General features: G+C 60.4%; 11 protein-coding genes and 5 pseudogenes. 7 read left to right on the top strand and 9 right to left on the bottom strand.

Going from position 1 to position 21,747, the window contains the following annotated elements:
• Nucleotides 1–138: 138 nt before the first annotated feature.
• The 6 genes and pseudogenes from NKJ26_RS31325 to NKJ26_RS31300 form a co-directional block, all read right to left on the bottom strand.
• Nucleotides 139–2,298 carry a peptidase domain-containing ABC transporter gene (locus NKJ26_RS31325; RefSeq protein WP_352699544.1) on the bottom strand — a complete coding sequence of 720 codons (2,160 nt, stop codon included), beginning with the start codon at nt 2,296–2,298 and terminating at the stop codon, nt 139–141.
• Nucleotides 2,299–2,330: 32 nt separating this feature from the next.
• Nucleotides 2,331–3,413 (bottom strand): HlyD family secretion protein, encoded by a 1,083-nt coding sequence (locus NKJ26_RS31320; protein ID WP_352699542.1) that lies wholly within the window; start codon nt 3,411–3,413, stop codon nt 2,331–2,333.
• An 88-nt stretch (nt 3,414–3,501) separates the two neighbouring features.
• Nucleotides 3,502–3,663: a hypothetical protein gene (locus tag NKJ26_RS31315; protein WP_352699540.1), complete on the bottom strand. Its 162-nt coding sequence runs from the start codon at nt 3,661–3,663 to the stop codon at nt 3,502–3,504.
• A gap of 395 nt (nt 3,664–4,058) precedes the next feature.
• Nucleotides 4,059–4,255 (bottom strand): annotated as a pseudogene (locus tag NKJ26_RS31310) (hypothetical protein).
• 382 nt (nt 4,256–4,637) lie between these two features.
• Nucleotides 4,638–5,369, bottom strand: a complete 732-nt coding sequence (scpB, locus tag NKJ26_RS31305; RefSeq protein WP_352699538.1) for an SMC-Scp complex subunit ScpB — start codon at nt 5,367–5,369, stop codon at nt 4,638–4,640.
• 5 nt (nt 5,370–5,374) lie between these two features.
• Nucleotides 5,375–6,397 carry a DUF1403 family protein gene (locus tag NKJ26_RS31300; protein WP_352699536.1) on the bottom strand — a complete coding sequence of 341 codons (1,023 nt, stop codon included), beginning with the start codon at nt 6,395–6,397 and terminating at the stop codon, nt 5,375–5,377.
• A gap of 125 nt (nt 6,398–6,522) precedes the next feature.
• Between NKJ26_RS31300 and NKJ26_RS31295 the strand changes: the two genes are divergently transcribed.
• The 5 genes from NKJ26_RS31295 (at nt 6,523) to repC (ending at nt 13,634) form a co-directional block, all read left to right on the top strand.
• Complete coding sequence (locus NKJ26_RS31295; RefSeq protein ID WP_352699534.1) at nt 6,523–7,848, top strand: site-specific integrase; 1,326 nt, start codon at nt 6,523–6,525, stop codon at nt 7,846–7,848.
• A gap of 135 nt (nt 7,849–7,983) precedes the next feature.
• Nucleotides 7,984–9,150 carry an ATP-binding protein gene (locus tag NKJ26_RS31290; RefSeq protein WP_352699532.1) on the top strand — a complete coding sequence of 389 codons (1,167 nt, stop codon included), beginning with the start codon at nt 7,984–7,986 and terminating at the stop codon, nt 9,148–9,150.
• A 716-nt stretch (nt 9,151–9,866) separates the two neighbouring features.
• Nucleotides 9,867–11,075: a plasmid partitioning protein RepA gene (gene repA / locus NKJ26_RS31285; RefSeq protein ID WP_352699546.1), complete on the top strand. Its 1,209-nt coding sequence runs from the start codon at nt 9,867–9,869 to the stop codon at nt 11,073–11,075.
• A 73-nt stretch (nt 11,076–11,148) separates the two neighbouring features.
• A complete protein-coding gene (gene repB, locus NKJ26_RS31280; protein ID WP_352699530.1) occupies nt 11,149–12,135 on the top strand; it encodes a plasmid partitioning protein RepB in 987 nt (328 codons plus the stop codon).
• A gap of 155 nt (nt 12,136–12,290) precedes the next feature.
• Nucleotides 12,291–13,634: a plasmid replication protein RepC gene (gene repC, locus NKJ26_RS31275; protein WP_352699528.1), complete on the top strand. Its 1,344-nt coding sequence runs from the start codon at nt 12,291–12,293 to the stop codon at nt 13,632–13,634.
• A 288-nt stretch (nt 13,635–13,922) separates the two neighbouring features.
• Here the strand turns inward: repC and NKJ26_RS31270 are convergent.
• A pseudogene (locus tag NKJ26_RS31270) lies at nt 13,923–14,854 on the bottom strand (recombinase family protein).
• Nucleotides 14,855–15,342: 488 nt separating this feature from the next.
• Here NKJ26_RS31270 and NKJ26_RS31265 point away from each other — a divergent pair.
• Complete coding sequence (locus NKJ26_RS31265) at nt 15,343–16,410, top strand: RHE_PE00001 family protein (protein ID WP_352607389.1); 1,068 nt, start codon at nt 15,343–15,345, stop codon at nt 16,408–16,410.
• Nucleotides 16,411–16,923: 513 nt separating this feature from the next.
• Here the strand turns inward: NKJ26_RS31265 and NKJ26_RS33695 are convergent.
• Together NKJ26_RS33695 and NKJ26_RS31245 are read right to left on the bottom strand one after the other, a co-directional pair.
• Nucleotides 16,924–18,327: pseudogene (locus NKJ26_RS33695) on the bottom strand (ISL3 family transposase); the annotation flags it as partial.
• A gap of 113 nt (nt 18,328–18,440) precedes the next feature.
• Nucleotides 18,441–19,649: pseudogene (locus NKJ26_RS31245) on the bottom strand (transposase family protein); the annotation flags it as partial.
• 669 nt (nt 19,650–20,318) lie between these two features.
• Here NKJ26_RS31245 and NKJ26_RS31240 point away from each other — a divergent pair.
• Nucleotides 20,319–21,747: pseudogene (locus NKJ26_RS31240) on the top strand (hypothetical protein); the annotation flags it as partial.

The following is a 21,747-nucleotide window of genomic DNA, read 5'->3' as shown; positions in this document are numbered from 1 at the left end:
AGGTACCAGCGCACGCAAAGCAGGATCACAGATTGGTCGAACTGGCGGCCTTTGAACATCGCAATCCTCCGAAATGGTTGAAGGATCCCTTGCCACTCGCGAGTAACAAAAACGTTGCAACACATCCCACCATCGTGGTTAGCTGGATCCCGTTTGCGCCCGCCACAAGCGAGCGTAAGCGCCTTCAGCTCTCAGCAGATCAGCGTGCCTCCCCTCCTCAACAACCTGCCCGTTGTCGAAGACCACGATCTTGTCGGCCCCACGAATGGTGCTGAGTCGATGAGTGATGACGATTATGGTCTTACCGGCCCGACGAAGATCTTCAATGATTCGCAGGACAAACCCCTCGGCTATCGAGTCGAGAGAGGAAGTCGCTTCGTCGAGGATCAGGATCTCCGGATCCCGGTACAGAACCCGAGCCAACGCAAGCTGCTGCTTCTCGCCGCCGGAGAGGCGTACGCCGTTCGCGCCCAGATGGGTCTGGAGACCGCCGGGCCAGCGCTCGATCAGCTCTCGTAGCCCTATTTGATCGCAGATGTGCAGGATCTTCTCGATGTCCGGCTCGAACTCGCCAAGGGCGATGTTCTCGATCACCGAGCCCGAGAACACGTCGATCGATTGCGGTACCGCAGCGACAACCTTGCGCAAGGATACAGTCGAGAGGTCCTGAAGGGCATCGGGGCCGATCCGCACGAGTCCACTCTCAACCGGGTAGACATTCTGCAGCAGCGCCGCAAGGGTGCTCTTGCCCGAGCCGCTTTCCCCCACCACGGCCGTCATCTCGCCCCGGCGGAAGATGACGCTAAGATCGCGGAAAAGCTCCGGCTGCGCGCCATGGCGGAACGTGACGTTCTCCAGGCGGATATCACCAAGGTCGGCCTTGGTGGCATCAATGCCGCCGCCGCTTGTCTCCTGCTCCATGTCGAAGATCGCGAACAGGCGATCCGCCGCGATAAAAGCATCCTGAACGATCCGATTGGTCTCAATCAGGCGAGCAACTGGCCGGATGACATAGCCGAGCAACGTATAGCAGGACAGTAATTCGCCCGGCGTGACGGTTTGATCGAGGGCAAGCGTCGTTCCGAACCACATCAGCACGATGGTGAATAGAGACGAAAGGAAAGTCGAGGCATTGTCTCCAAAGATCGAAATGAGGCCGGAGCTGTAGACGGAGTGCAGCATCTTGACGAAGCGGGTCTCAATATGGAAGTTGGCGAAGCTCTCCATGCCGGAGGTCTTGATCGTGGAGACAGCTCCGAGGGATTCCACCAGTTGCGCCTCCAGGTCGGCGACATTCTCCATAATGGCGCGTTGGCGCTTCCTATTCAGCCGGTTGATGGTCCAATAGACGGAGAGGTACAATGGGATGGAGACCGCCACGACCAAGGCGATCTCCCACGAGTAGATGCACATCAGCCCGAACGAAAATAGAATCATTAGCACGTCGACGAACGTGTTGATCGTGACGACGTTCAGGAAGCTCCTGATCTTCACGGCGTCGTTCATGCGGGAGACGATTTCGCCCATGCGCATGCTGTCGAAGAATTTCTGGGGTAGGCTCAGGATGTGATTGTAGTAGCCGAGGTTCAAGCAAACATCGATCTTCTGCCCCGTTTGCAGGACGAGCCGGTTTCTGAGGAGATTGATCAGGACCTGTGCAACCAGGATCAGCAGCATGGCAACGCTCATCAGGTTGAGCAGGTTGCGGTTGCCCGCTCCGATGACATGATCGACGATCTTCTGGACGTAAATGGCCGTGGAGAGGCCAAGGATCGTCGTCACCAGCGCCCCGACGAGAGCCTGCGCCATCGCCGCCCTGTGTGGCGCAAGCAGGCGCGCGAAGCGGGCGAGGGGCGAGGTGGTCTCGTCGCCGCGCTTGAAGGTGGCTGCTGGAACCAGGAGCACCAGGACGCCAGTCCATTGCGTCTTGAATTCCTCGTGCGGCAGCTTGCGGATTTCGCCATAGGTTGGGTCCATGACGGTGACAGACCTCGCGTCGATCGCCTGAATGACGACGAAGTGGTGCAGGACCTCCTTGACGATTACGTGCGCGATAGCGGGCTTGGGGATCTTGTACAGGCTCTCGAAGCCGCCCTTCACCCCCTTGGCGATGAAGCCCAGCTTCCGTGCCGCTTCCGTGAGGCCCAGTACGGTAGTGCCGGAGCGGTCGGTCGAGGCATACTGGCGGATGCGCGACAATGGCAGCTTGTGACCATAGAAGGCTGCGACAGAAGCAAGGCAGGCGGCTCCACAATCGGTGATGTCGTGCTGCTTGAACTTGATGACCTTGCTCGACATGGCGGCTCGCTGGCTGTTTGGACAAGGAAGGATTAGTGGCCCGCCGGGAGGGGATTGAGCCAATCGTCGGCCTCATTGTAGAGGAGTTGCAGAAGAGTGCGTTCTGCCACGAGGAAGCGGGCCCGCACGGTCATGCCCTTCTTCAGATGACCGATGACCCCGTTCTTGAGTGCGAGATGGGTGCGAGAGAGTGCGCAGCGGACCTTGAAGACCGGGCTCATGTCGTGGAGGGTGAAGTCCTGCGCTACGCCGAGCACTGTCGCATCGATGAGACCCCATTGATTGTAGTTGAATGCATCCACTTGGAGCCGCACCGACTGGCCCTCCCGCACGAAGCCGATGTCTTTGGGGGAGACGTAGATTTCCGCCACCAGTTCGTCGTCCGGCGAAACCCAAGCAACGGTTTGCCCGGCCTGGATGTAGCTGCCGGGGGCCAGGCCGGTGAATTGCTCAAGTGCGCCTGACACGGGGGCCCGAATGTGGGTGAGATCCCGTTCCTTCTCGAGCTGATGCACGGCGGCCGTGAGTTCCTTGAGGCGCAGGTTAAGGTCGAAGAGCTGCTGGTGCCATTCGGCGGATTTGCGCCGGGCAAGGATCTCCCCCTGAACCTCAATGGTCTGGAGGGCGAAAGCCTTCTCGGCAACGGCCTTTGCGGGCGTTGCGCCAGCGGAGAGCAGTCGATTAGCGCGGTCGAGTTCTGCGGCGGCATTACTCCTGGCATATTGGTTCTCCCGCAGCAGGTTGAGAAAATGCGCCCGCTCCGCCTTGGCGGACTCCGTCAGGAGGATCGGGTCCTTGGCCTTCGTGCCGGAGGAGATCAGGGTTTCTAGGTCACGGGCAAGATCACTCTTCGCGCGAATATCGCCTTTATACGCCCTGAGCTTTTCCTCAACCACCTCATCATCGAGGGCGAGAATCTCCTGCTCCTGGGCAACCAGATCGTTCTCAACGGCAAGGATACGGGAGATGCGTCCGGAGACGGGTGCGACCAGGGGCGTCTTCTCGACGGTGGGGCGAATGATACCGGCACTTTGGACCGAGACCGCTATGGTGATGAGTGGCAGCGACACCAACGTCGCAACCACAGAGAGCAAAATCAGCCGATAGATGATCAAAGATCGTCCTGATTGTCGGGAGAGAATGCTCTCTGCAGTGTAGCTGGCAACTTCAGGAGAAAGGGTATTTAGCTTGCACACTAATGTTCTAACCGTGTGTCTTCCAATTCAGTATAGTCGCAGCCACAACGCCTATTAATCCCGCCACCGCGAAAGCTATCGCCGCAAAAAAAGCCCACCCGCCCGAAATTGTGGATGCTTCTTCCGGAGTCAATTCAGTCACACCATAGTCTGACAGATCGACCTTCATTGCTGTCTCCTTTCCTAGAGATCAAATAAGATGAACCAGTCTGCTTTAGCGGCTTTTGCCGCCGTACAACCAACATCAAGAGTCGTGCCAACCGCACAGGAAGCGACCCAGAGAACTGTTCTGGATGTTATTCAATGGCTTCACTGATAGCGCGGCGGCACGCCAGCCAGACGTCACCGTGTCGCGGATTCGACAAACCCGACACTGGTAGGGGCCAGTGCGGGTAGGTCGGATACTTAGGGATAGAATCGAATATAGGTCTCCTGAGGGAGCTCTGCCTGCATGGAGGATATATTTCGGCAAGCATTCTGCCGAGAGAATCGGCCTGTCAGGAACAGCATCTGGAACGCGCTGAGCAGCTTGCGGCAGTGTGGTCTTGTGTAAGCGCCCGATTGTTACCGCGGAGATTTCGCTTTGATGCGTGCGATGATGTCTGGGTCTGACGAAGTCTTCGAGGAAATCGTTTCCAGTCATTAGTCGAGCGGCGGGCATGGGCGCCCGTGCCGTCGTAAACGCTGATGAGACTGCCGTAGGACAGATTGTCGTGGTTACAGACGATCGCCTCCAGGAGTTCGGGGTCCTCTCCGAGCATTTTCGCGACGTGATTGAATTTATCCAGCGAATCCGCGAGGCATCTGAACTGGCGAGAAGCAAGAAGAAGCCCGATTTTCCTGCCGATCAGCGACCAGCTGTCATTATCGGGCAATTGCGCCGGGTCCTGGCACGACCCCGGTGACGCTAAAATCGAGCGCATGGTCCTGATCCCTCCGTTTAGTCGGGAGGTGGAGCGCTACGGGAATCTGAAAAAAGTCTCTGGCTACCTATCGGTTGGCCTTTGGCCAGCCCCGGCTGCTGGTCTTGCCGACATGCTGACGGCCTATCTGCGCGTGGCCGGTGATCGAACCACGTCAAAGCGTCACCGCAGGCTCCGAGTTCCACAACCCTGATGATCGGTGGCAGTCCTGGCGCGGGTACTATTCGTCCATGACGGCACCAGGGTCGCCGTCATCGGCGAACCCCGGCATGATGTCGCCCGCCAGCAGCTTTTCCTTCGACAGCAGTCCGGCATCCTCGAGCGCTTCGATGTCGCGGAGATCGCGCAGTGTGTCGAACCCGAACTGCAGCAGGAATTCTTTGGTCGTGACATAGGTATAGGGCGCGCCCGGCGTCGGACTGCGTGGACCGGAGGCGATCAAACCGAAACCGCGCAAATTGCCGATCAGGTCGCGGCTGATCTCCTTGCCAAAGAAGGAGGACAGCTCGGCACGTGTGATCGGCTGGAAGTAGGCAATGCACATCAGCACCATCACCTCCGACTGCGTCAGGTCTACGCCACGCCCGCTCCCGCCGGTGGCCGTGCCAAATGCACTGCGTATCGCATCGGCATAGGCCGGCCGCGTCAGGTGTTTCCAGCCGCCAGCGACCGCGACCAGGTCGTAAGGGCGGCCGCGCAGTTCTTCGCGGATGTCGTCGATGAGAAGATCGATGCTGCAGCTCTGTCCGACGATGCGGGCCAGCGTTTCGCGCGTCACCGGCTCGCTGGCCGCAAAAATCGTTGCCTCGACGCGATGCATCCATTCCCGCCAGCGGCCCTCCGGCGGCAGGTGATCCAGCTCCCGATCAAACAGCTGGTCAGCTGATCGCCGTTCGCCCGATCGATGTTCATCTGACCGGCTCCCCCCTCGCCTGCTCGCTCCCTCCGCCATGATCGTCACAGCCCGTAAATGCGGAAGGTGGGACGGCCGGAAAGCTCGCGCACGGCGCCGAGCTCGACCAGACGGTCGAACAGGCGGCGCAGTCCACGGTCACTCATGCCGGCGATCTTTTCAGAGGCAACGATCGCATCGTCGGACAGGAGCTTGTTGACAACAGCGTCCGCCGCCTTAGCCCGGAGTTTTGGCGCAACGGCAAGCAGCCGGTCGGCGCGGCGCTCGAGCTCGGCGGAAAGATCAATGGCGCGCAGCGCTGCGCGCGCCTGCGCGGCAAGCAGACTTTTGGCACGTTCAGGATTTGTCTCAATTCCTGTCGCGACAGAGTCGGCTGCCGATCGGCGCGGGCGCGCGCTTGCGCCCAAGGCCGCTTCAGCGCCCAGCAGCGGCACCGCGCGGGCCCAGCCCAGCTGCTGCGCCAGCAGCGCGTCGGCGAGCCAGCATCCGAAGGCTCGTGCGAAACCATATCTCGCGGCGGCCGCGAACGCGCCGGTCAGCGTGCCAACCGTTCCGATACCTGCGGAAAGCTGTCGAAGATCGTCCGCCAGGTCGCTGACTACCTCGTCGTCGCGGCGGAGACCGAGGTCATCCAGCACCGCGCCGATGCTCGCCGCGGTCAGCAGCTTCTCGGCAGGCGTGCCGGCCAGCCGGCGCCAGGCAAGCAGCATCGATCCGGCGGGACCGACGGACAAAAAATCGCCCGGGCGTGTGAGCAGCACGGAGTCGCGCAGCGCGCTTTCATCTTCGACGCGGCCGGCCTGCTTGGCCGTTACCGCGGCCGCCGAAAGCGCCAGCCGCTGCCGCCAGGCGCCGGCCCACCGCTCCTGCCGGCGGACCACCGTATCGAGCGCACCGATGGCAGCGCCGACAACGAGCGCCACATCCTCTACGTCTTTGCTCGCAAGGCCTTGCGCATCGGGGACGGCGCGGCGCAGCCAGGCCGGCACCGTTGGCAAAGACACGGTCGAAGGGGCACCGGCAAGCGTGCCCGGGTAGCGCGGAGAGGTTTGGGGGCGCAGAATCATCGAGAGCACGATGAATCACGGCGGCGCTTTTTGCAACCGAAATGGATAGAAAGCGCTGCGGTTGTCGCGCCGGTGCAACGAATGATAATCTTGCCTTATCGTTCGTTTTGGTCTTTATAGGAAGAATGGCCCAAAACGTTGAGCAGAAGCCCAAAAAACCGCCCCGAAAGTACTCCGGAGCGTCCCACAGCACGGGGCCGGATGAGGCGGTTTCGACCGCACTGGCCTCGGCCGAGCCGTCAGCGCCGATTGCCGGCGACTGTCTCGACAGCGGCGGTCCCGACAACCAGTTGCCGGACATCATCGATCTCGTCATGGCGATGGGCCCGCCGGTCGACGGTGCTTCGGACGGAACGCCCTCCGCTATGGCTCCGGGCGATCGTTCGTTCGGGAAGCCAAACCGTTGGCTTCCCGCCGGCGACGCCGACCACTCCTCACCCCCTCCCCTGCCGGCGACCGCGCCAAATCGCCTGCCGGCCCATCTGGATCTGCTTGCCGACCGTGCTCGCGACTATGTCGAGGCGGCGAGTTCGACCAACACCCGCCGCGCCTACGCCGCCGACTGGAAGCATTTTTGCGCCTGGGCGCGCCGCCAGAACATCGAGGTGTTGCCGCCCGATCCTCAGACTGTCGGCCTTTACATCACCGCGCAAGCCTCGGGATCTGGTCGGGACAAAAGATCGGTGGCGACCATCGAGCGCCGTCTTTCATCGCTGACCTGGAACTATACGCAGCGTGGCCAGCCGCTGGACAGGAAAGACCGCCACATTGCCACCGTGCTGGCCGGTATCCGCAACACCCACGCCTCCCCTCCCCTGCAGAAGGAAGCCATTCTGCCCGAGGATTTGATGGCCATGCTGGAAACGCTCGATCGCGGCACGCTGCGCGGCCTGCGTGATCGCGCCATGTTGCTTTTAGGCTTTGCCGGCGGCCTGCGGCGCTCGGAAATCGTCGGGCTCGACGTTGCCAGGGATCAAACGGAGGACGGCCGCGGTTGGGTCGAGATTTTCGACAAGGGTATTTTGGTGAAGTTGCGCGGCAAGACGGGCTGGCGCGAGGTCGAGATCGGTCGTGGCTCCTCCGATGCGACTTGCCCCATGGTCGCCCTGCAGACCTGGCTGAAACTGGCACGGATTGGGCACGGACCGCTATTTCGACGCGTCACCGGCCAGGGCAAGGCTGTCGGCGCCGAGCGATTGAACGACCAGGAGGTGGCGCGCCTGGTCAAGCGCGCGGCGCTCGCTGCCGGCGTGCGCGGCGACCTGTCGGAAAGCGAACGCGGCCAAAAGTTTTCCGGCCATTCGCTGCGCGCTGGCCTCGCCTCGTCGGCCGAGGTCGACGAGCGCTATGTGCAGAAGCTACTCGGCCACACAAGCGCTGAGATGACCCGCAGATATCAGCGGCGGCGCGACCGGTTTCGAATCAACCTCACCAAGGCGTCGGGATTATAGAGGACGAAGTCCCCGCCCCTGCCAATCTGGCATACCTCTCCCAAACTTGGGCGTTGCGTGCCAATAGCTCAATTTCGCTGACCAATTTCGGCGTCCGTCCTTGCAAATCAGGAATTGCACTCCATAATTGCGAGGATGATCAAGCGCCGCATCGAAACGCAACTCGCCGAACTGATGGACACTATCCCTGCGGTGGCACTGATTGGGCCGCGCCAAGTCGGCAAGACTACACTCGCGCTCGAGATAGCCCAGACACGGCCGTCGATCTATCTCGATCTCGAGTCCGATGCGGACAGAGCCAAGCTTGCGGAGCCGGAGCTCTACCTTGCCGAACATGAGGGCGAGTTGGTGATCCTCGATGAGGTCCATCGGCTTCCAAACCTATTCCAGAATCTTCGTGGCTTGATTGACCGCGGTCGCCGCAGCGGCAAGAAGACAGGGCGCTTTCTGCTGCTCGGGTCCGCTTCCATCGATCTCCTCAGGCAGACTGGGGAGACGCTCGCTGGCCGCATTGCCTATCTTGAGATGCATCCGATTGACGGACTGGAGGTGCCGGCCGAACAATTGAACCCCTTGTGGGTGCGCGGCGGCTTTCCCGACAGCCTTCTGGCGGCGAGCGACCGCGCCAGTCAGCGGTGGCGGCAGGACTTCATCCGCACCTACCTCGAGCGCGATATCCCGCTGCTCGGGCCTCGCATTCCCGCCGAAACGCTGCGCCGCTTCTGGACCATGCTGGCACATCATCAATCAGGGCTCCTCAACGCTGCCGACTTTGCCCGGGCCCTCGGAGTCGATGGCAAGACAATTGCCTCGTACCTCGACCTGCTAGTCGATCTGCTGCTGGTGCGAAGGCTCGAGCCGTGGCATGCAAATGTCGGAAAACGTCTGGTCAAGTCGCCGCGGGTTTACGTGCGCGACAGCGGCATTGCACATACGCTGCTTGGACTGACAACCCTTGAGGACGTTCTCGCTCATCCCGTGGCCGGCGCCAGCTGGGAAGGTTTTGTTATTGAGACGTTGATTGCGGTCGCACCATCCGGCACAGCAGCTAACTTCTATCGCACATCCGCCGGCGCCGAGATCGACCTCCTCTTGACCCCTCCAGGCAGCCGTCCATGGGCGATCGAAATCAAGCGCAGCCTGACGCCAAAAGTGGAGAAGGGCTTTCATCTGGCGTGCGAGGACGTAGATCCTATCCGTCGCCTCGTTGTCTATCCGGGAGCAGAGCGCTTTCCGCTGAAACATGACGTCGAGGCAGTGCCACTTCATATCCTTGCGAAAACGCTGGTCCAACTTGGCTGATAAGCTCTTCGCCCGACTCTCTGTCCCCTTACGACCCGCCCCATCTGGCACACAGCGCCTTTGTAGCATTTCACTCCGTCGCTGACCCGCTCAGGTCTTCTCAAAGCGTTAGTCGCGGCCTAGCCTGCGCCTCGACCCTCGCCCGAAACACTGCGATGAGTATTAGTCCGCCCAGACATTACTCGTTTCAGGCCCGCTCCGCGGATTTCTGAGAGAGCCGCTTTTGCTGTTGATCTGATTGCCCGGTGTGAGATGGCCGCGCCGGTTACTGCGGTCTTGTCGTGCCCCATGACCTCGATCGTCCAGGACAAGGCAATCGCCGAGGTGGAATTACTACTGCTCATCGTGGCTGACAAGTTCGGGCCGACCACTATGCGCTTGTCATTGAAAGGGTCTTCACTCACATCGCCCGGCCTTGCTGACGTCTATTGCTAGGCGATGCCCAGCACGTGGGCCTCGGCTGAATTTGAAGCCTTCTGCTGGTGCCAAAGGGCAACCTCAAAAGTGAGGTTCCTTGTCCGCTGACAAAATCGGCAAATTGCCTAGCGTATTCAATTCCTTGATTCAGATAATATTCGGTATGCCGCGCAGCATGCGATCAGAGGGCATTAACCTCTTGTTAACTTAAAACTTCTTGCCGGTACGAACGAATCGGACATAATGACGGTTGCTTGGCCACATTCCGCCAAAAATCGTTTTTAGAGAGTCTTGATCGAATGAACGTGAGTTCGCCCGTTCCCGCGAAAACTCCATTGCTGTTCGAGAAACGCATCCTCGAACAAGGGGATCAGATATCAAAGAAGCTGCACCTTCTCTCGATGCAGCGTTTTCCTCCCCACGCCAAGAAGAATTTGCGTTCTTTTTCGTTAGCGGAGGTAGCGACGTATCTCGGTGTTTCTCAGAGCCATCTGAAAAAACTACATCTAGAGGGCAAAGGCCCAGTACCTGAAACCTCGTCTTCTGGCAGACGCTCCTACACGGCTGGGCAGATGATCGAGCTACGCCAATACCTTGACCAACACGGGCGCTCCGACGCCCGCATGTATGTTCCCCATCGTCGGTCGGGCGAGAAACTTCAAATCCTAGCTGTGGTTAATTTCAAAGGAGGTAGCGGCAAGACAACGACAGCAGCTCATCTCGCCCAGTATCTCGCTCTGACGGGACACCGTGTATTGGCTGTCGATCTTGATCCCCAGGCGTCGCTGTCTTCACTGCACGGGTTCCAGCCAGAACTCGACCAAACGAAATCGCTTTACGATGCGATCCGCTACGACGACGAGAAGGTTTCTCTCTCGGAAATCATCAGGCCAACAAATTTCCCAGGACTGGATATCGTCCCAGCAAACCTTGAGCTGCAAGAATTCGAATACGACACGCCTTTGGCGATGACGGACAGGACGTCTAACGTGGGAAGGGCGTTTTTCACGCGCATCTCGACGGCATTGGGTGAGGTCGACGCCCTATATGATGTCGTCGTTATCGATTGCCCGCCGCAACTGGGCTATTTGACAATTACAGCGTTGACCGCTGCAACGTCAGTGTTGATAACGATCCATCCGCAGATGCTCGATGTCATGTCAATGGGCCAATTCCTGTTGATGCTCGGGAATATTCTGGAGCCAATCCGGGCAGCGGGTGCCGAGGTGAACCTGGAGTGGTATCGCTATCTTATAACGCGATACGAGCCGACAGATCAGCCGCAGGCGCAGATGGTAGCGTTCCTCCACACGCTTTTTGGTGAGTTCATCCTCAAGAACCAGATGCTGAAATCCACGGCGATTTCTGATGCGGGGATTACCAAGCAGAGCCTCTACGAAGTCGAAAAAAACGCGATGACTCGTTCCACATACGAGCGGGCAATGGATGCACTCGATGTCGTAAACGGAGAAATCGCTACGTTGATACATAAAGCATGGGGGCGCTGACTTGTCCGCTGACAAAAACGGACTTTTGCGCAGCGCTTTCAACAGACTAGGTTGTATCCAGAGGTAGACCAAGATGGCACGTAAGAATCTTCTTTCCGGCCTCGCAGAGACGGAGGCAGACGACCAGCCGACATCTAGCTCAACTGCGGCCTATCCGATTCGCGGTGCTTCGAAATCCATGATCCGCTCCGTTAATGAGTTGGCAAAGCAGGCGGATGCGTACCTTGAAGGTGAGCATGTAGTCGAACTCGACCCGGACGCTATTGACGGCTCGTTCGTTTCCGATCGCATGGATGACGACAGGGAACAGTATCAGGAACTGCTGGAAGCGATTCAGCAGAGGGGTCAGGATTCCCCCATTCTTGTGCGCCCCCACCCGAGCATCGAAGGCCGCTTCATGATCGTCTTTGGGCATCGGCGTGTCCGGGTGGCCCGAGATCTCCAACGGAAGGTTAGGGCGGTCATCAAGGAGATCGACGACAAGGCTCATGTCATTGCTCAGGGCCAGGAGAATTCTGCCCGAGCAAATTTAAGTTTTATCGAGAAGGCGATGTTCGCAAAGCGTCTCGAGGAGTTGAATTACGACAGAGATGTCATCTCGTCGGCATTGGCTGCAAATGCCGCCGCCGTCTCGAAAATGGTGTCGGTTGCTACACGGATCCCGCCATCTGTCATAAGCAAAATTGGATCAGCTCCATCTATAGGCCGCGAGCGGTGGGTAGAGCTATCCCTGCTCGTCGCCAAGAAATCGGGCATAGTCGATGAAATCCTCTCCGAGCCCGAATTCAGCGGGCTAGAGAGTAACCGACGCTTTGAGCAGTTGTTCATGGCCCTGAACGCGAAGGAAAAGCGCGTCCGCAAGGCCAGTGTGAAACCCGGCGTCCAATCGTGGGCTCCGGATGACAAGTCGGTTAGCGTCAGCGTTCAGAGAGCAGGGAAGGCCGTCACAATTGCCGTAAAGGAGACGGATGGCAGCCGCTTTGGAACTTGGATTTCCGACAATCTGCAAGGACTCTACGAGGCCTTCAGAAAGACGGAGAAAGCAGCAACTGGAGACTGAAACCGCAAAAGAAAAAGGCCCCCAAGCGACTTTCGTCGTGGAAGCCCTTCTCCGTAGTAGCTGACTGAGAATCGCATCTCCACGAATCACTGTCAAGAGTCATTGGCGTCGTTTTGGCGAGCAGGTTTCTTTTGCCTAATCGAGGGTGAAAGAAAATGGAGACGAATATTGCGACGACGCCCTTTGGGCGGCGGCCAATGACGCTTGGCATGATTTCAAGCCAAGTCACCGCGAGGGCCGTGCCGAAAGACGCGACCGTCCACAAATGGCATGTCTTCCAAGATATCAAGGACGCCAGGATCGCTCTGGGCGCCACTGATCGCGCTTTGGCTATTCTCGACGCGCTGTTATCGTTCCATCCGGACACGGCGCTTTATGGCGACAGCGAACTGGTTGTATGGCCATCCAACGAGCAGCTGATCCGCCGCGCCAATGGCATGCCCCCAACGACCTTACGGCGCCACCTGGCCGTTCTGGTCGAGTGTGGATTGATCATCCGTCGGGACAGCCCAAACGGCAAGCGCTTCGCCCGGAAAGGGCAGGGGGGCGAGATCGAGCAAGCCTATGGCTTTGACATCTCGCCGATCGTGGCGCGCGCTGAGGAGTTCAAGGATCTTGCGGAAGCGGTCAGATCTGAGAAGAAGGCATTTCGTCTCGTTAAGGAGCGGCTAACCATATGCCGACGTGATGTCGTCAAGATGATCGACACCGGCATTGAGGAAGGCGTGCCGGCGAACTGGGGCAGAGTTCAGCAGGCCTACCAGGCGATTGTTGGTCAGATACCTCGCACTGCACCTAGGCAGACTCTCGAGGCGATTGCCGAGGAGCTCGAAGGCCTTTGGGCTGAGGTGCGTGAGGCATTGGAATCATTTGTAAAAACACAGAAAGTGGACGCCAATGAGTCCCAAAATGGGCGCCACATACAGAATTCAAAACCAGACTCTAAATTTGAATCTCAAAGCGGCTTAGGAAGTAGAGACGAAGCGGGCGGCAGCGTTGCGGACACCGACAACGTACGGAGCCTACCGAAACGCGAACTGCCGCTAGGGATCGTGCTGGATGCCTGCCCGAACATGCTTTGGTTGGTGAAGGGCGGCGGCGGAATCCGCAACTGGCGTGAATTTCTGGCCGCGGCCGAGGTTGCCCGACCGTCCATGGGCGTCAGCCCGAGCGCCTGGGAGGAAGCGCGAACGGCAATGGGTGAGCAGCAGGCGGCGGTTACCATTGCCGCGATCTACCAGCGGCAGGACCAGATCAACAGCGCCGGCGGCTATTTGCGCAGCCTGACAGATCGAGCAAAGGTCGGAAAGTTCTCGGTCTGGCCGATGGTGATGGCCTTGTTGCGGGCCAAGCTTGACGCGTCGAAGACGACCGGAACCGGAGCTGAAGCCGCTGCCGTCGATTTGGAGGCGGCAGGCAAGGTTGAGCGCACCGAATCCCGGCTGGAAATCAGCGATGCGTTGCGCCGCAGCCTCGACAAGCCAGGGCGCGGATCATGATCAGCCGGGCGGGTTTCGATCCGTGGACGGTGGCTGCAGCGCTTGTCGGGACGAGCGTCTTATGGAGAGCATCGAAGGCATGAAAAACCAACACGACCAGGAACCGACGCCCGATGAAACCGCCGGAATGGTGTGGTGGAACTCACTCGCCGAAACCGATCGAGCGGCTTGGCTGACGCGGGCCGGCAGCGCTGTTCCAGCTGATGCCTGGGCCGCGTACAAGCGGCTCGGGAATGTCGAGCGTCAGCCACAGACTGTAAACTGGACTGTTGTGCAGCGGGATGACGGTCAGCTCGCGGGTAGTTCGGCGACGAGTCCAAGCCGGCGGGCTCGATCGAGTAGGTTCTTGACTGAGGAGGCAGACCATTTTGCGCTTCCTCGTGGGGTTCGCTCATGTAGGCGCTCGAGCTGGCCAGCGATGTCGCGAAGCGACAGGTCTGGGTTAGACTGCGAAATCCCTGCCACAAGAGTCATCAGGCGATCTTCGGGAGGCAGAGGAGACGCCCGCTTTAGCAGTGTGGATCGGCCAGGTGCTCGGTGACGAGCCACCTCACTGCCCGCCGCAGTCGTTCAGGCGTCCAGTTGAGGCCGCGCTGCTTCAGGACCCGAGCGATGTCGTCCCAGTTATGGTCTGGTCGCATCCGGCGGACCGTCGGAAGCCATTGGTTCATAGTTGATTGTAGCCGTCGGCCATAAGCCGCCTTTTGTATCGCGGTCATTTTCGCCAGGGCTTCGGGCCTGCGCTCCCGGATACCAGGATTGCCTGGCAGTCGCCCCTTGGATCGTGCAGCGATGATGCCGGCCTTGGTTCGCTCCGAAATCAGTGCACGCTCGAGCTGGGCAACGGCGCCGAGTACCTGTAGAGAAAACATGCCCTGTGGCGTCGACGTGTCGATTGGATCTCGGAGAGATCGGAAATGCGCGCCCTTCTCAGTCAGATCCTCGATCACCTGAAGAAGGTGGCTGACCGAGCGCGCAAGGCGATCGAGACGCACGACGACCAAGACATCGCCAGCGCCGATGTCGCTCATCAACCGCAGTAGGGCCGGGCGAGCTCTCGACGCACCGGATCCATGTTCCTGAACGAGGACGTCACAACCGGCCGATCGCAGCTCAATCTCTTGCGCTTCCGTCGCTTGTTCGTCCGTGGACACGCGCGCGTAGCCGATTTGCCGGCCCTTTGGTCGTCCGGAGCGTCGATCTTGCGCTTCACGGGCCATTTGCGGCGTCTCTCAGCACGGGAAAGGGGTGGTTGTTCAAATACCGAAGATATCAACAAACGATCGTTTGTAAACGTCTCTAGTGGCCCTTTGCGTAGCTCCTGCGGCTTCGATGAGACTGAAAATCAACGTTTTCTAGCCTCCTGACCGCCCCAGGGCGTGGTGCTGTACAGTCCCGATATGAGGTCATTATCGATAGTGATAGCACGCGGCCAGGAGACCCGCCGTGAGTGAAGCAAAGAGCGCGATAGCTTCAGCAAGGCGAATCGGCTAAAGCGATATCAATGGCTTACGACGTCACCCGTTTTGCATCAGGAGAGGCTGGCGGCGTCCCACGAGCGGGCCCGCCGATTTTTACCTTAGGATTTCAATTGGCAGCACCAAAGTGAAGGCCGGAACGAATGCGGATACCCCCTTTTGACCTTGACGGTGCTGATGCGATCCCGTGGCGCGAGCTTGCGGGACCGCTCGTCACCGCGGAGGATTGTTTGGCGCGCCTCGATGAGCGGCTGGCCAAAAGTCCAGTGCGCGAGGGTTTTGTCGCGCGCACGCATTTCCACGACGCCGCCGCCGCGCTGTGGCTCGAGGGCGAGCTTGTCCATGTCGAGGATCTGGTCCTGCACGACACCCACATGGACATCCGCACGCCGACCCACGAACTCACCCGTGCCCATGCGGTGCTGCGGGCACGGCGGCTGATTGTTGCCAACAGACCGGACTGGGCGCTGAGCCCGAATGGCCTGGGACAATTGCGCGGGCGGGGCGCCAGCATCCCGGACACTCTCCCGTCGGAGAGTCATGCGACGGCAGCGATGGGCGCCGGCGATGAAGCGTCGGACGGGTCGGCCAATGACGATCTGAACGATGGCCTCGGCGGCGAATTTGCCGCCATCGATGCGTTGCTCGATCGCACGCGCGACGTGCTCGACGTGCTCGCCGCCGCGCCGGTATCGCGACCGCCACAGGTCCCGACGGGGGAAAAAAGTTCGCTCGTCTACGATCTGGACTGGGACGAGGAGGAACGGCTGTCGGACTGGCGGGCCGTGTTGAACCGGACCACCGGCCAGCCGCCCGTGCTGAGCGCCGCCCTGCTATGGGATGCGTGGGAAACAAAAGAACCGCTGCAGCATCTGCCCTGGCTCGGACACCTGCTCGTCGGCGCCATGCTCAGGCAGGTCCGGAAAACGAGCGCTCACCTCGTCTGTCTCAACACCGGGCTGCGCGCCATTCCGCGCGAAAGGCGGCGCGCCCGCGACAGGACGGCGCGCCTGATCGGATTTCTGGAGGGCGTCACTGAAGCGGCCGGCGCCGGGCTGAAGGAACACGATCGGCTGATGCTGGCCCGGGAGCAGATGGGGCGCCGCCTGCGCGGCCGGCGGGGACATTCGAAGCTGCCGCAACTCGTCGACCTCGTTCTTGCGCGGCCGCTCGTCTCCAGCGCAATGATCGAAAAGGACCTGAAGCTGACGGCGCGGGGGGCGCTTAATCTCGTCGCCGAACTCGGCCTGCGCGAGATCACGGGCAGGGGACGCTACCGGGCGTGGGGGATCCTCTGATAGCTCCAGTGCGCCGATAAGATCGTCTGCCACGCCGGTAGTGCGACCGGCATGACCCGTGCTATTGCCGAGTCGTTTGGTCCTGGCCAGGCCCGCGGTGCGTGTCGTCCCGCATCGGTCGAAAGTGTAGCCGTTGTCACGTGAGAGGCGTCGTCGCATCACCGCTGCACGGCCCCGATCGCGGCCGTGCTTCCCGGCTATCGCCCGCAACTCCCAGCGGCGCCAAAACAGTCATGGATTCGAGTGGCGCGAAGGAGCCCCATGGCTTGCGCGGCCTGGACAAATTGGAGTGAACCGCATTCCCTTGCGGACCGCAAGAGAGATACTCCCGGCGCTTCCCGATCAATCTTGGCGTTTTGCGCCGCTGTCAGTTCCCCGGCTGCTTGAATATTCGCCCGGTTGGCCGAAGAGGACGCAGCGCTTCTGGGATTGGGTGAATCCGAAAGCGATGCACTGGTCCAGCGCATTCGACCACGGAGAGATAATGGCGTTGCGGACCGCGGCGATGTCCTATTCGACCCCGTTCGCGAAGGAGCCGATGAGGCTTGCCTTCGCGCCTTCGAGCCAAGCGTCCAGTTTTGCGACCGCTTTTGACCGGATCATCTGCTGAAAGTCGTCGACAAGCGTTCGCGCGGTGACGAGGTCAGGAACATTGCTCTCGATTGCAGCGATCAGTACAGCGTCGGATTTGGACAGGTCGTCACGCGCCAGCGTCATGAGCCTGGCGATGCTTCGTGCCGAAGGCGTGCGGGCAAGTGCGCTTTGATCGGCCCTTTCAGCAAGGCGTCGGCGCCGCGCCCATTCAGGGACGACGCCGATCTGGCCACGAAAGCCTTTCTTACGCATTTCGCGCCAGAGTGCCGAAGCATTGCGCGCGCCTTGGTCCCAGCGGCCGTCAAGCCAGGGAAGCCATTCCTCGAGCGAACTCTGCCGGACGCGGAACATGTCGGAGCGCTGACCGCGCAGGACGCAGCGGACGAGCTTGCGGCTATGTCCGGTACGCTTGACGATCTGCTTGATCGGCACACCCTGCTTCGACAATTCCAGAATGGCCTCGTTTGTCTCCTGGCGACGCAGATATCCTTCATATTGCAGCCGCTCGGCATAGGTGAGAAGCTTTGGATCGATGATGGTGCTGCCTACCGTCCTTTCGGATATGCCGCATGGACTTGCTGACTGCATCAAGGAAAGCGCGGCTGGCGTTTTCCATCAGATGCCAGCGGTCGGCCACCTGATCGGCATGTGGCAAGGCCTTGGCGATCGCCTCGCCATATCCGCCACCCCGATCGCGAGCGACTGTCACAATGGAAGGATGATTCGTCAGCCAAGCCTGCGATGTCGTCTGTTCGCGATCAGGCAGCAATGTCACTGGCCTGCGGCGCTCAAGATCGCAGACAATCGTCCCGTATCGTTGGCCGCGCCGGAACGCGAAGTCGTCGATGCCGATGATGGCTAGCTTATCGCGCGGCGGTTCAGTCCGCCGGCGCACGATACGCAACAGGGTATCGTTGCTCACCGGCACCATCAGGCGATCGGCAAAGCTGCGGCAGGCCTTCCGCCCAGCGCCAGTCCTAAGTGATGAACGATGGTCTCAAGGCGTCCGGTTCTCCGCGATAACGGGGCTAAAACATCGGCGCCAAACCGCTCGGCAAAAATGCGGCGGCGGCAAAGAACGGCGTCGCACCAGAAACGGCGAACCGTCACCCGCAAGACCACTCGCCGGCCAGCGATGGGCAGATCGGCGGCTTGCCGCATATATCGGCTCTGGGTCCGGCGTGAACTCGTCCCGCAGCACGGGCACGTTGCCGAAAGCGCCGTAGCGCGCACGTCAAGAAATACACAATCCGTGTTGATTTCGGCATGCTCGACGAGCAACCCCGCCGGCGCCAGTCTCGTCGACCCAAATCTCTGTTCCATCGCGCTGATTCCCTCTCGAAAACTTGCGCGACATCACCCTCCACATGCAGCGAGATTGAGTCTGACCCCCTTTTGCGCGAAAAACCAAGGTCCCGATTCCGTGGTCATTGACATCCCAGGCGGTCTCGTTGCGGGACGAGGCCGCCCAGCCAGGGCGAATAGTAGTCGAGGGCGAACATGCTGACGCCCTGCGCCGAGATGCGTCGCTCCCTCCCGGGCATGAATGCCAGCAGGAACCCGCATGGCATCATCGTCGAAGCGCGGGAGATTGCGCGCCCGGCGCTCCCACTCTCTGGCCGACACTTTCAGCGTCTTCGCGTTTTCCTGCAGGTTGTGATCGATCACCGCGAGTGCGAGACATCGCTCGAGAGCGGCGAAGCTTAGACGGGCTCGTCGCTCTGCGGGATATTCGTCGCGGTCCGCCACGGATCTGCCTGTCGAGCCGGGCTGCGTCGCGAGAACGGCATTGAGCTTCCCGAGCAGCCTTTCGACCACGCCACCCTGATGGACGCGCCCGCGATCCCGGTAGCGGATGCGAATGCCGTAGTCCTCGCACCCACGCTGGAAGGCATGTCCTTTGAATTCCTTGGCGGAGTCGGTCACAAGCATCCGCGGTCGACCGAACATCGGCCACCCGTGCTCGATGTCGAGCGTGGCCAACCATGCCTCCTTTGGACACATGGCCTGCGCGAGGCAGAGCGCAACCGACAGCGCCGATGGCTTCTCAAGGGTGAGGCAGAAGCCGAGAATGCAGCGCGTCGCCACGTCGCTAACGATCGTAAGATATGCGCGGCGATGAAGGTTCCACCACCGTCGACGACCTCAACGAAGTTGATGTCGGTGGGCGTGTGATCGATCTGGCAGACATCCAGCGGGTGCGTGGCATGGATGTAACCCGGCCGCGCCTTGAGCCGTTGAAGATGCTTCGGGTTCGCTGATCTTTTCCTCGCGATCTCCTCGGGGCTGAACAGCGAGGGTATGCGACGCGCGACGGTGAGATAGGATGGAGTGGCCAGGCCGGCCTTCTAGCAGCGAGCCCGGACCTCGGCCACGACGGGAGCGAGCGGCGGAGCCTCCAGCACGAGCCACTTCTCTCGCAGCGTCTTCACGGTCCGGTCGATGCGGTAGCGCGCCAGCAGATTGTAGATCTGGCGGGTCGACAGGCGCAGCTCCGCGGCGGCCCGCCCGATTGGCGCCTGACGGGGCCCCGCACCATCGAGGATCTTATCCAGCTCGCGGGCTACACGACGTGCCGCGGACCATGCTTCATCGGAGAGAGATGGGGAAGGAGTTGCTTTTCGGTTGTGTAATCGGTTCGGCAAATGAGCGACCAATGAAATCGTTAGCGGAAATCGGGGCTGTCGTAGCGCCAAAACCTAAACAACACCTGACTTTTCCCTGTTTGAAATCGGGAAGTAAAAGCGACACCGGTAAACCAGCGAGCCATCCCGAAATATGTGAATTGTGGATTGCTCCTCGACGGGAGCTGAGGGGCGGCTCCGCAAGCCTTACGACGCTCTTTGCGAGCCGTAGCTGCCGAGCTGGCAAAAGGCCGGGCTACGTCGCGCCAGCGCAATCGGCGCGCAGAAAATTAGGCCTACCCGCTCCGGGACCGCGGACCTCGTCAGCTTCTCGTAAGTATGCCCGAGTAGGTTGCTCAGCTGATCTGTGGACGTGAGGCTAGCGTGAACCGGCACAAATTTGACCTATCCAATGTAACAGGTTGGCGGCAGGTGCAGCCCCCGGCATCTCAAGAGCAAGCGGCACAGGCCGGGCAAGAGGGCTTTGAGCAGCGCTTGGGGGAGGCGCGCCGAGCCGCTGCCCAAATTCCCGCCCCCGGCGTTCCGGCTCTGCCAGACCCGTTCCATCCTCATCCGTCTCAGGGAGACCTGAGCCTCATCGAAGGCGCGCCCCCATGGGAAGCGCAGCCCATGATGCAAGGGAGCGGACAAGAACACGCCGCGGCGCCGTACGCCGGAGGCAGTGGGTCGATGCTGGGTGCCTCGGTGCTGCAGCCGGGTCACTCAACGGCGCGCCATCATCATGCGCCGGATTCGTCAGTGGTTGATCTGAATCCCCCCGCACCGTTCGAGTTGCGTGACCATGCTCGTTCTGTGCCGGCGGCGGTGCAGCCAGATCCTCCAATAGTGGTCTCCGACGGTCGCGGCTGCAAGCGTCCTCTCTATTCCAACGATGCGACCGTTGTCGAAGGGCTGAGGTCAGCCTACGCGGGTAAGGCCAAGGAGCGCACGGTCACGGACCATGTAAATTCTCTTCTCGGCTTTGGTCGTTGGCTCTTTGCTAATAACAAGCCGGGATTTGCTGCTCGGCTTGACGATCCGTTGCTGGATCAGGATCTCAAGGAGTACCAGCGCGAGAGTGGCTCCTCGAATGTGGCTGTGGCACTGGGTCGTCTCAAGACGTGGGCGGGCGGAGCGCCAGTGAGGGACCGCCCTGCCCTGAATCCCGACCCTGCCGACGCCGTGCTCATCAAAGAGTACACAGCGGCTCTCATCAAAGAGCACAAAGAAGCGCCTGCGACCGGGCTGAATCCCAAAACCATTGAGGCCTATGGATCTGCTCTTAGACGTTTCAGTCAATACCTGGTTGAAAACAAAAAGCCGGGGATTGCGGCTCGGCTTCACGAGGGGTCGCTGGATGAAGATGCCAAACGCTATAAGGACTCCAGTGGTGACCGGAGGATGGCTGCACTAGCTCATCTCCGGAAGTCCGCACCCGGGCGCGAAAAAATTGCCCTTGCTGCTCGTCGGGAAGACGTAGTCGGCATGGAGGCTCGTGCCATTGGGGACGCCGCTGCGCAGCACAGCGGGCCGCAGAAGGCATTGGGTCGGCCAGAGTATCTCCCTGGGAAAGCTAAGCAGCTGAGCGAGATCGGCAATTCAGGCGCTCGCGTGCTGATGCAGGCCCCCACCCATCAAGTGGGTGCATTGCCATGGGAAGCGCAGCCCATGATGCAAGGGAGCGGACAAGAACACGCCGCGGCACTGCATACCGGAGGCAGTGGGTCGATGCCAGGTGCCTCGGTGCTGCAGCCGGGTCACTCAACGGCGCGCCATCATCATGCGCCGGATTCGTCAGTGGTTGATCTGAATCCCCCCGCACGGGTCGAGTTGCGTGACCATGCTCGTTCTGTGCCGGCGGCGGTGCAGCCAGATCCTCCAATAGTGGTCTCCGGTCACGACAAGGGTCCTCTTTATTCCAACGATGCGACCGTTGTCGAAGGGCTGAGGTCAGCTTACGCGGGGGCCAGCCGGCGCACGGTCACGCGCTACGCAAATTCTCTTTCCGGCTTTGGTCATTGGCTCGTTAAAAACAACAAGCCGGGATTTGCTGCTCGGCTTGACGATCCGTTGCTGGATCAGGATCTCAAGGAGTACCAGCGCGAGAGTGGCTCCTCGA

This window comes from Mesorhizobium sp. M0152, assembly GCF_040322415.1.
In the GTDB taxonomy this organism is placed as follows: domain Bacteria; phylum Pseudomonadota; class Alphaproteobacteria; order Rhizobiales; family Rhizobiaceae; genus Mesorhizobium.
The sequence above is the reverse complement of the archived record's forward strand: the minus strand, read 5'-3'. Positions and strand labels throughout refer to the sequence as shown.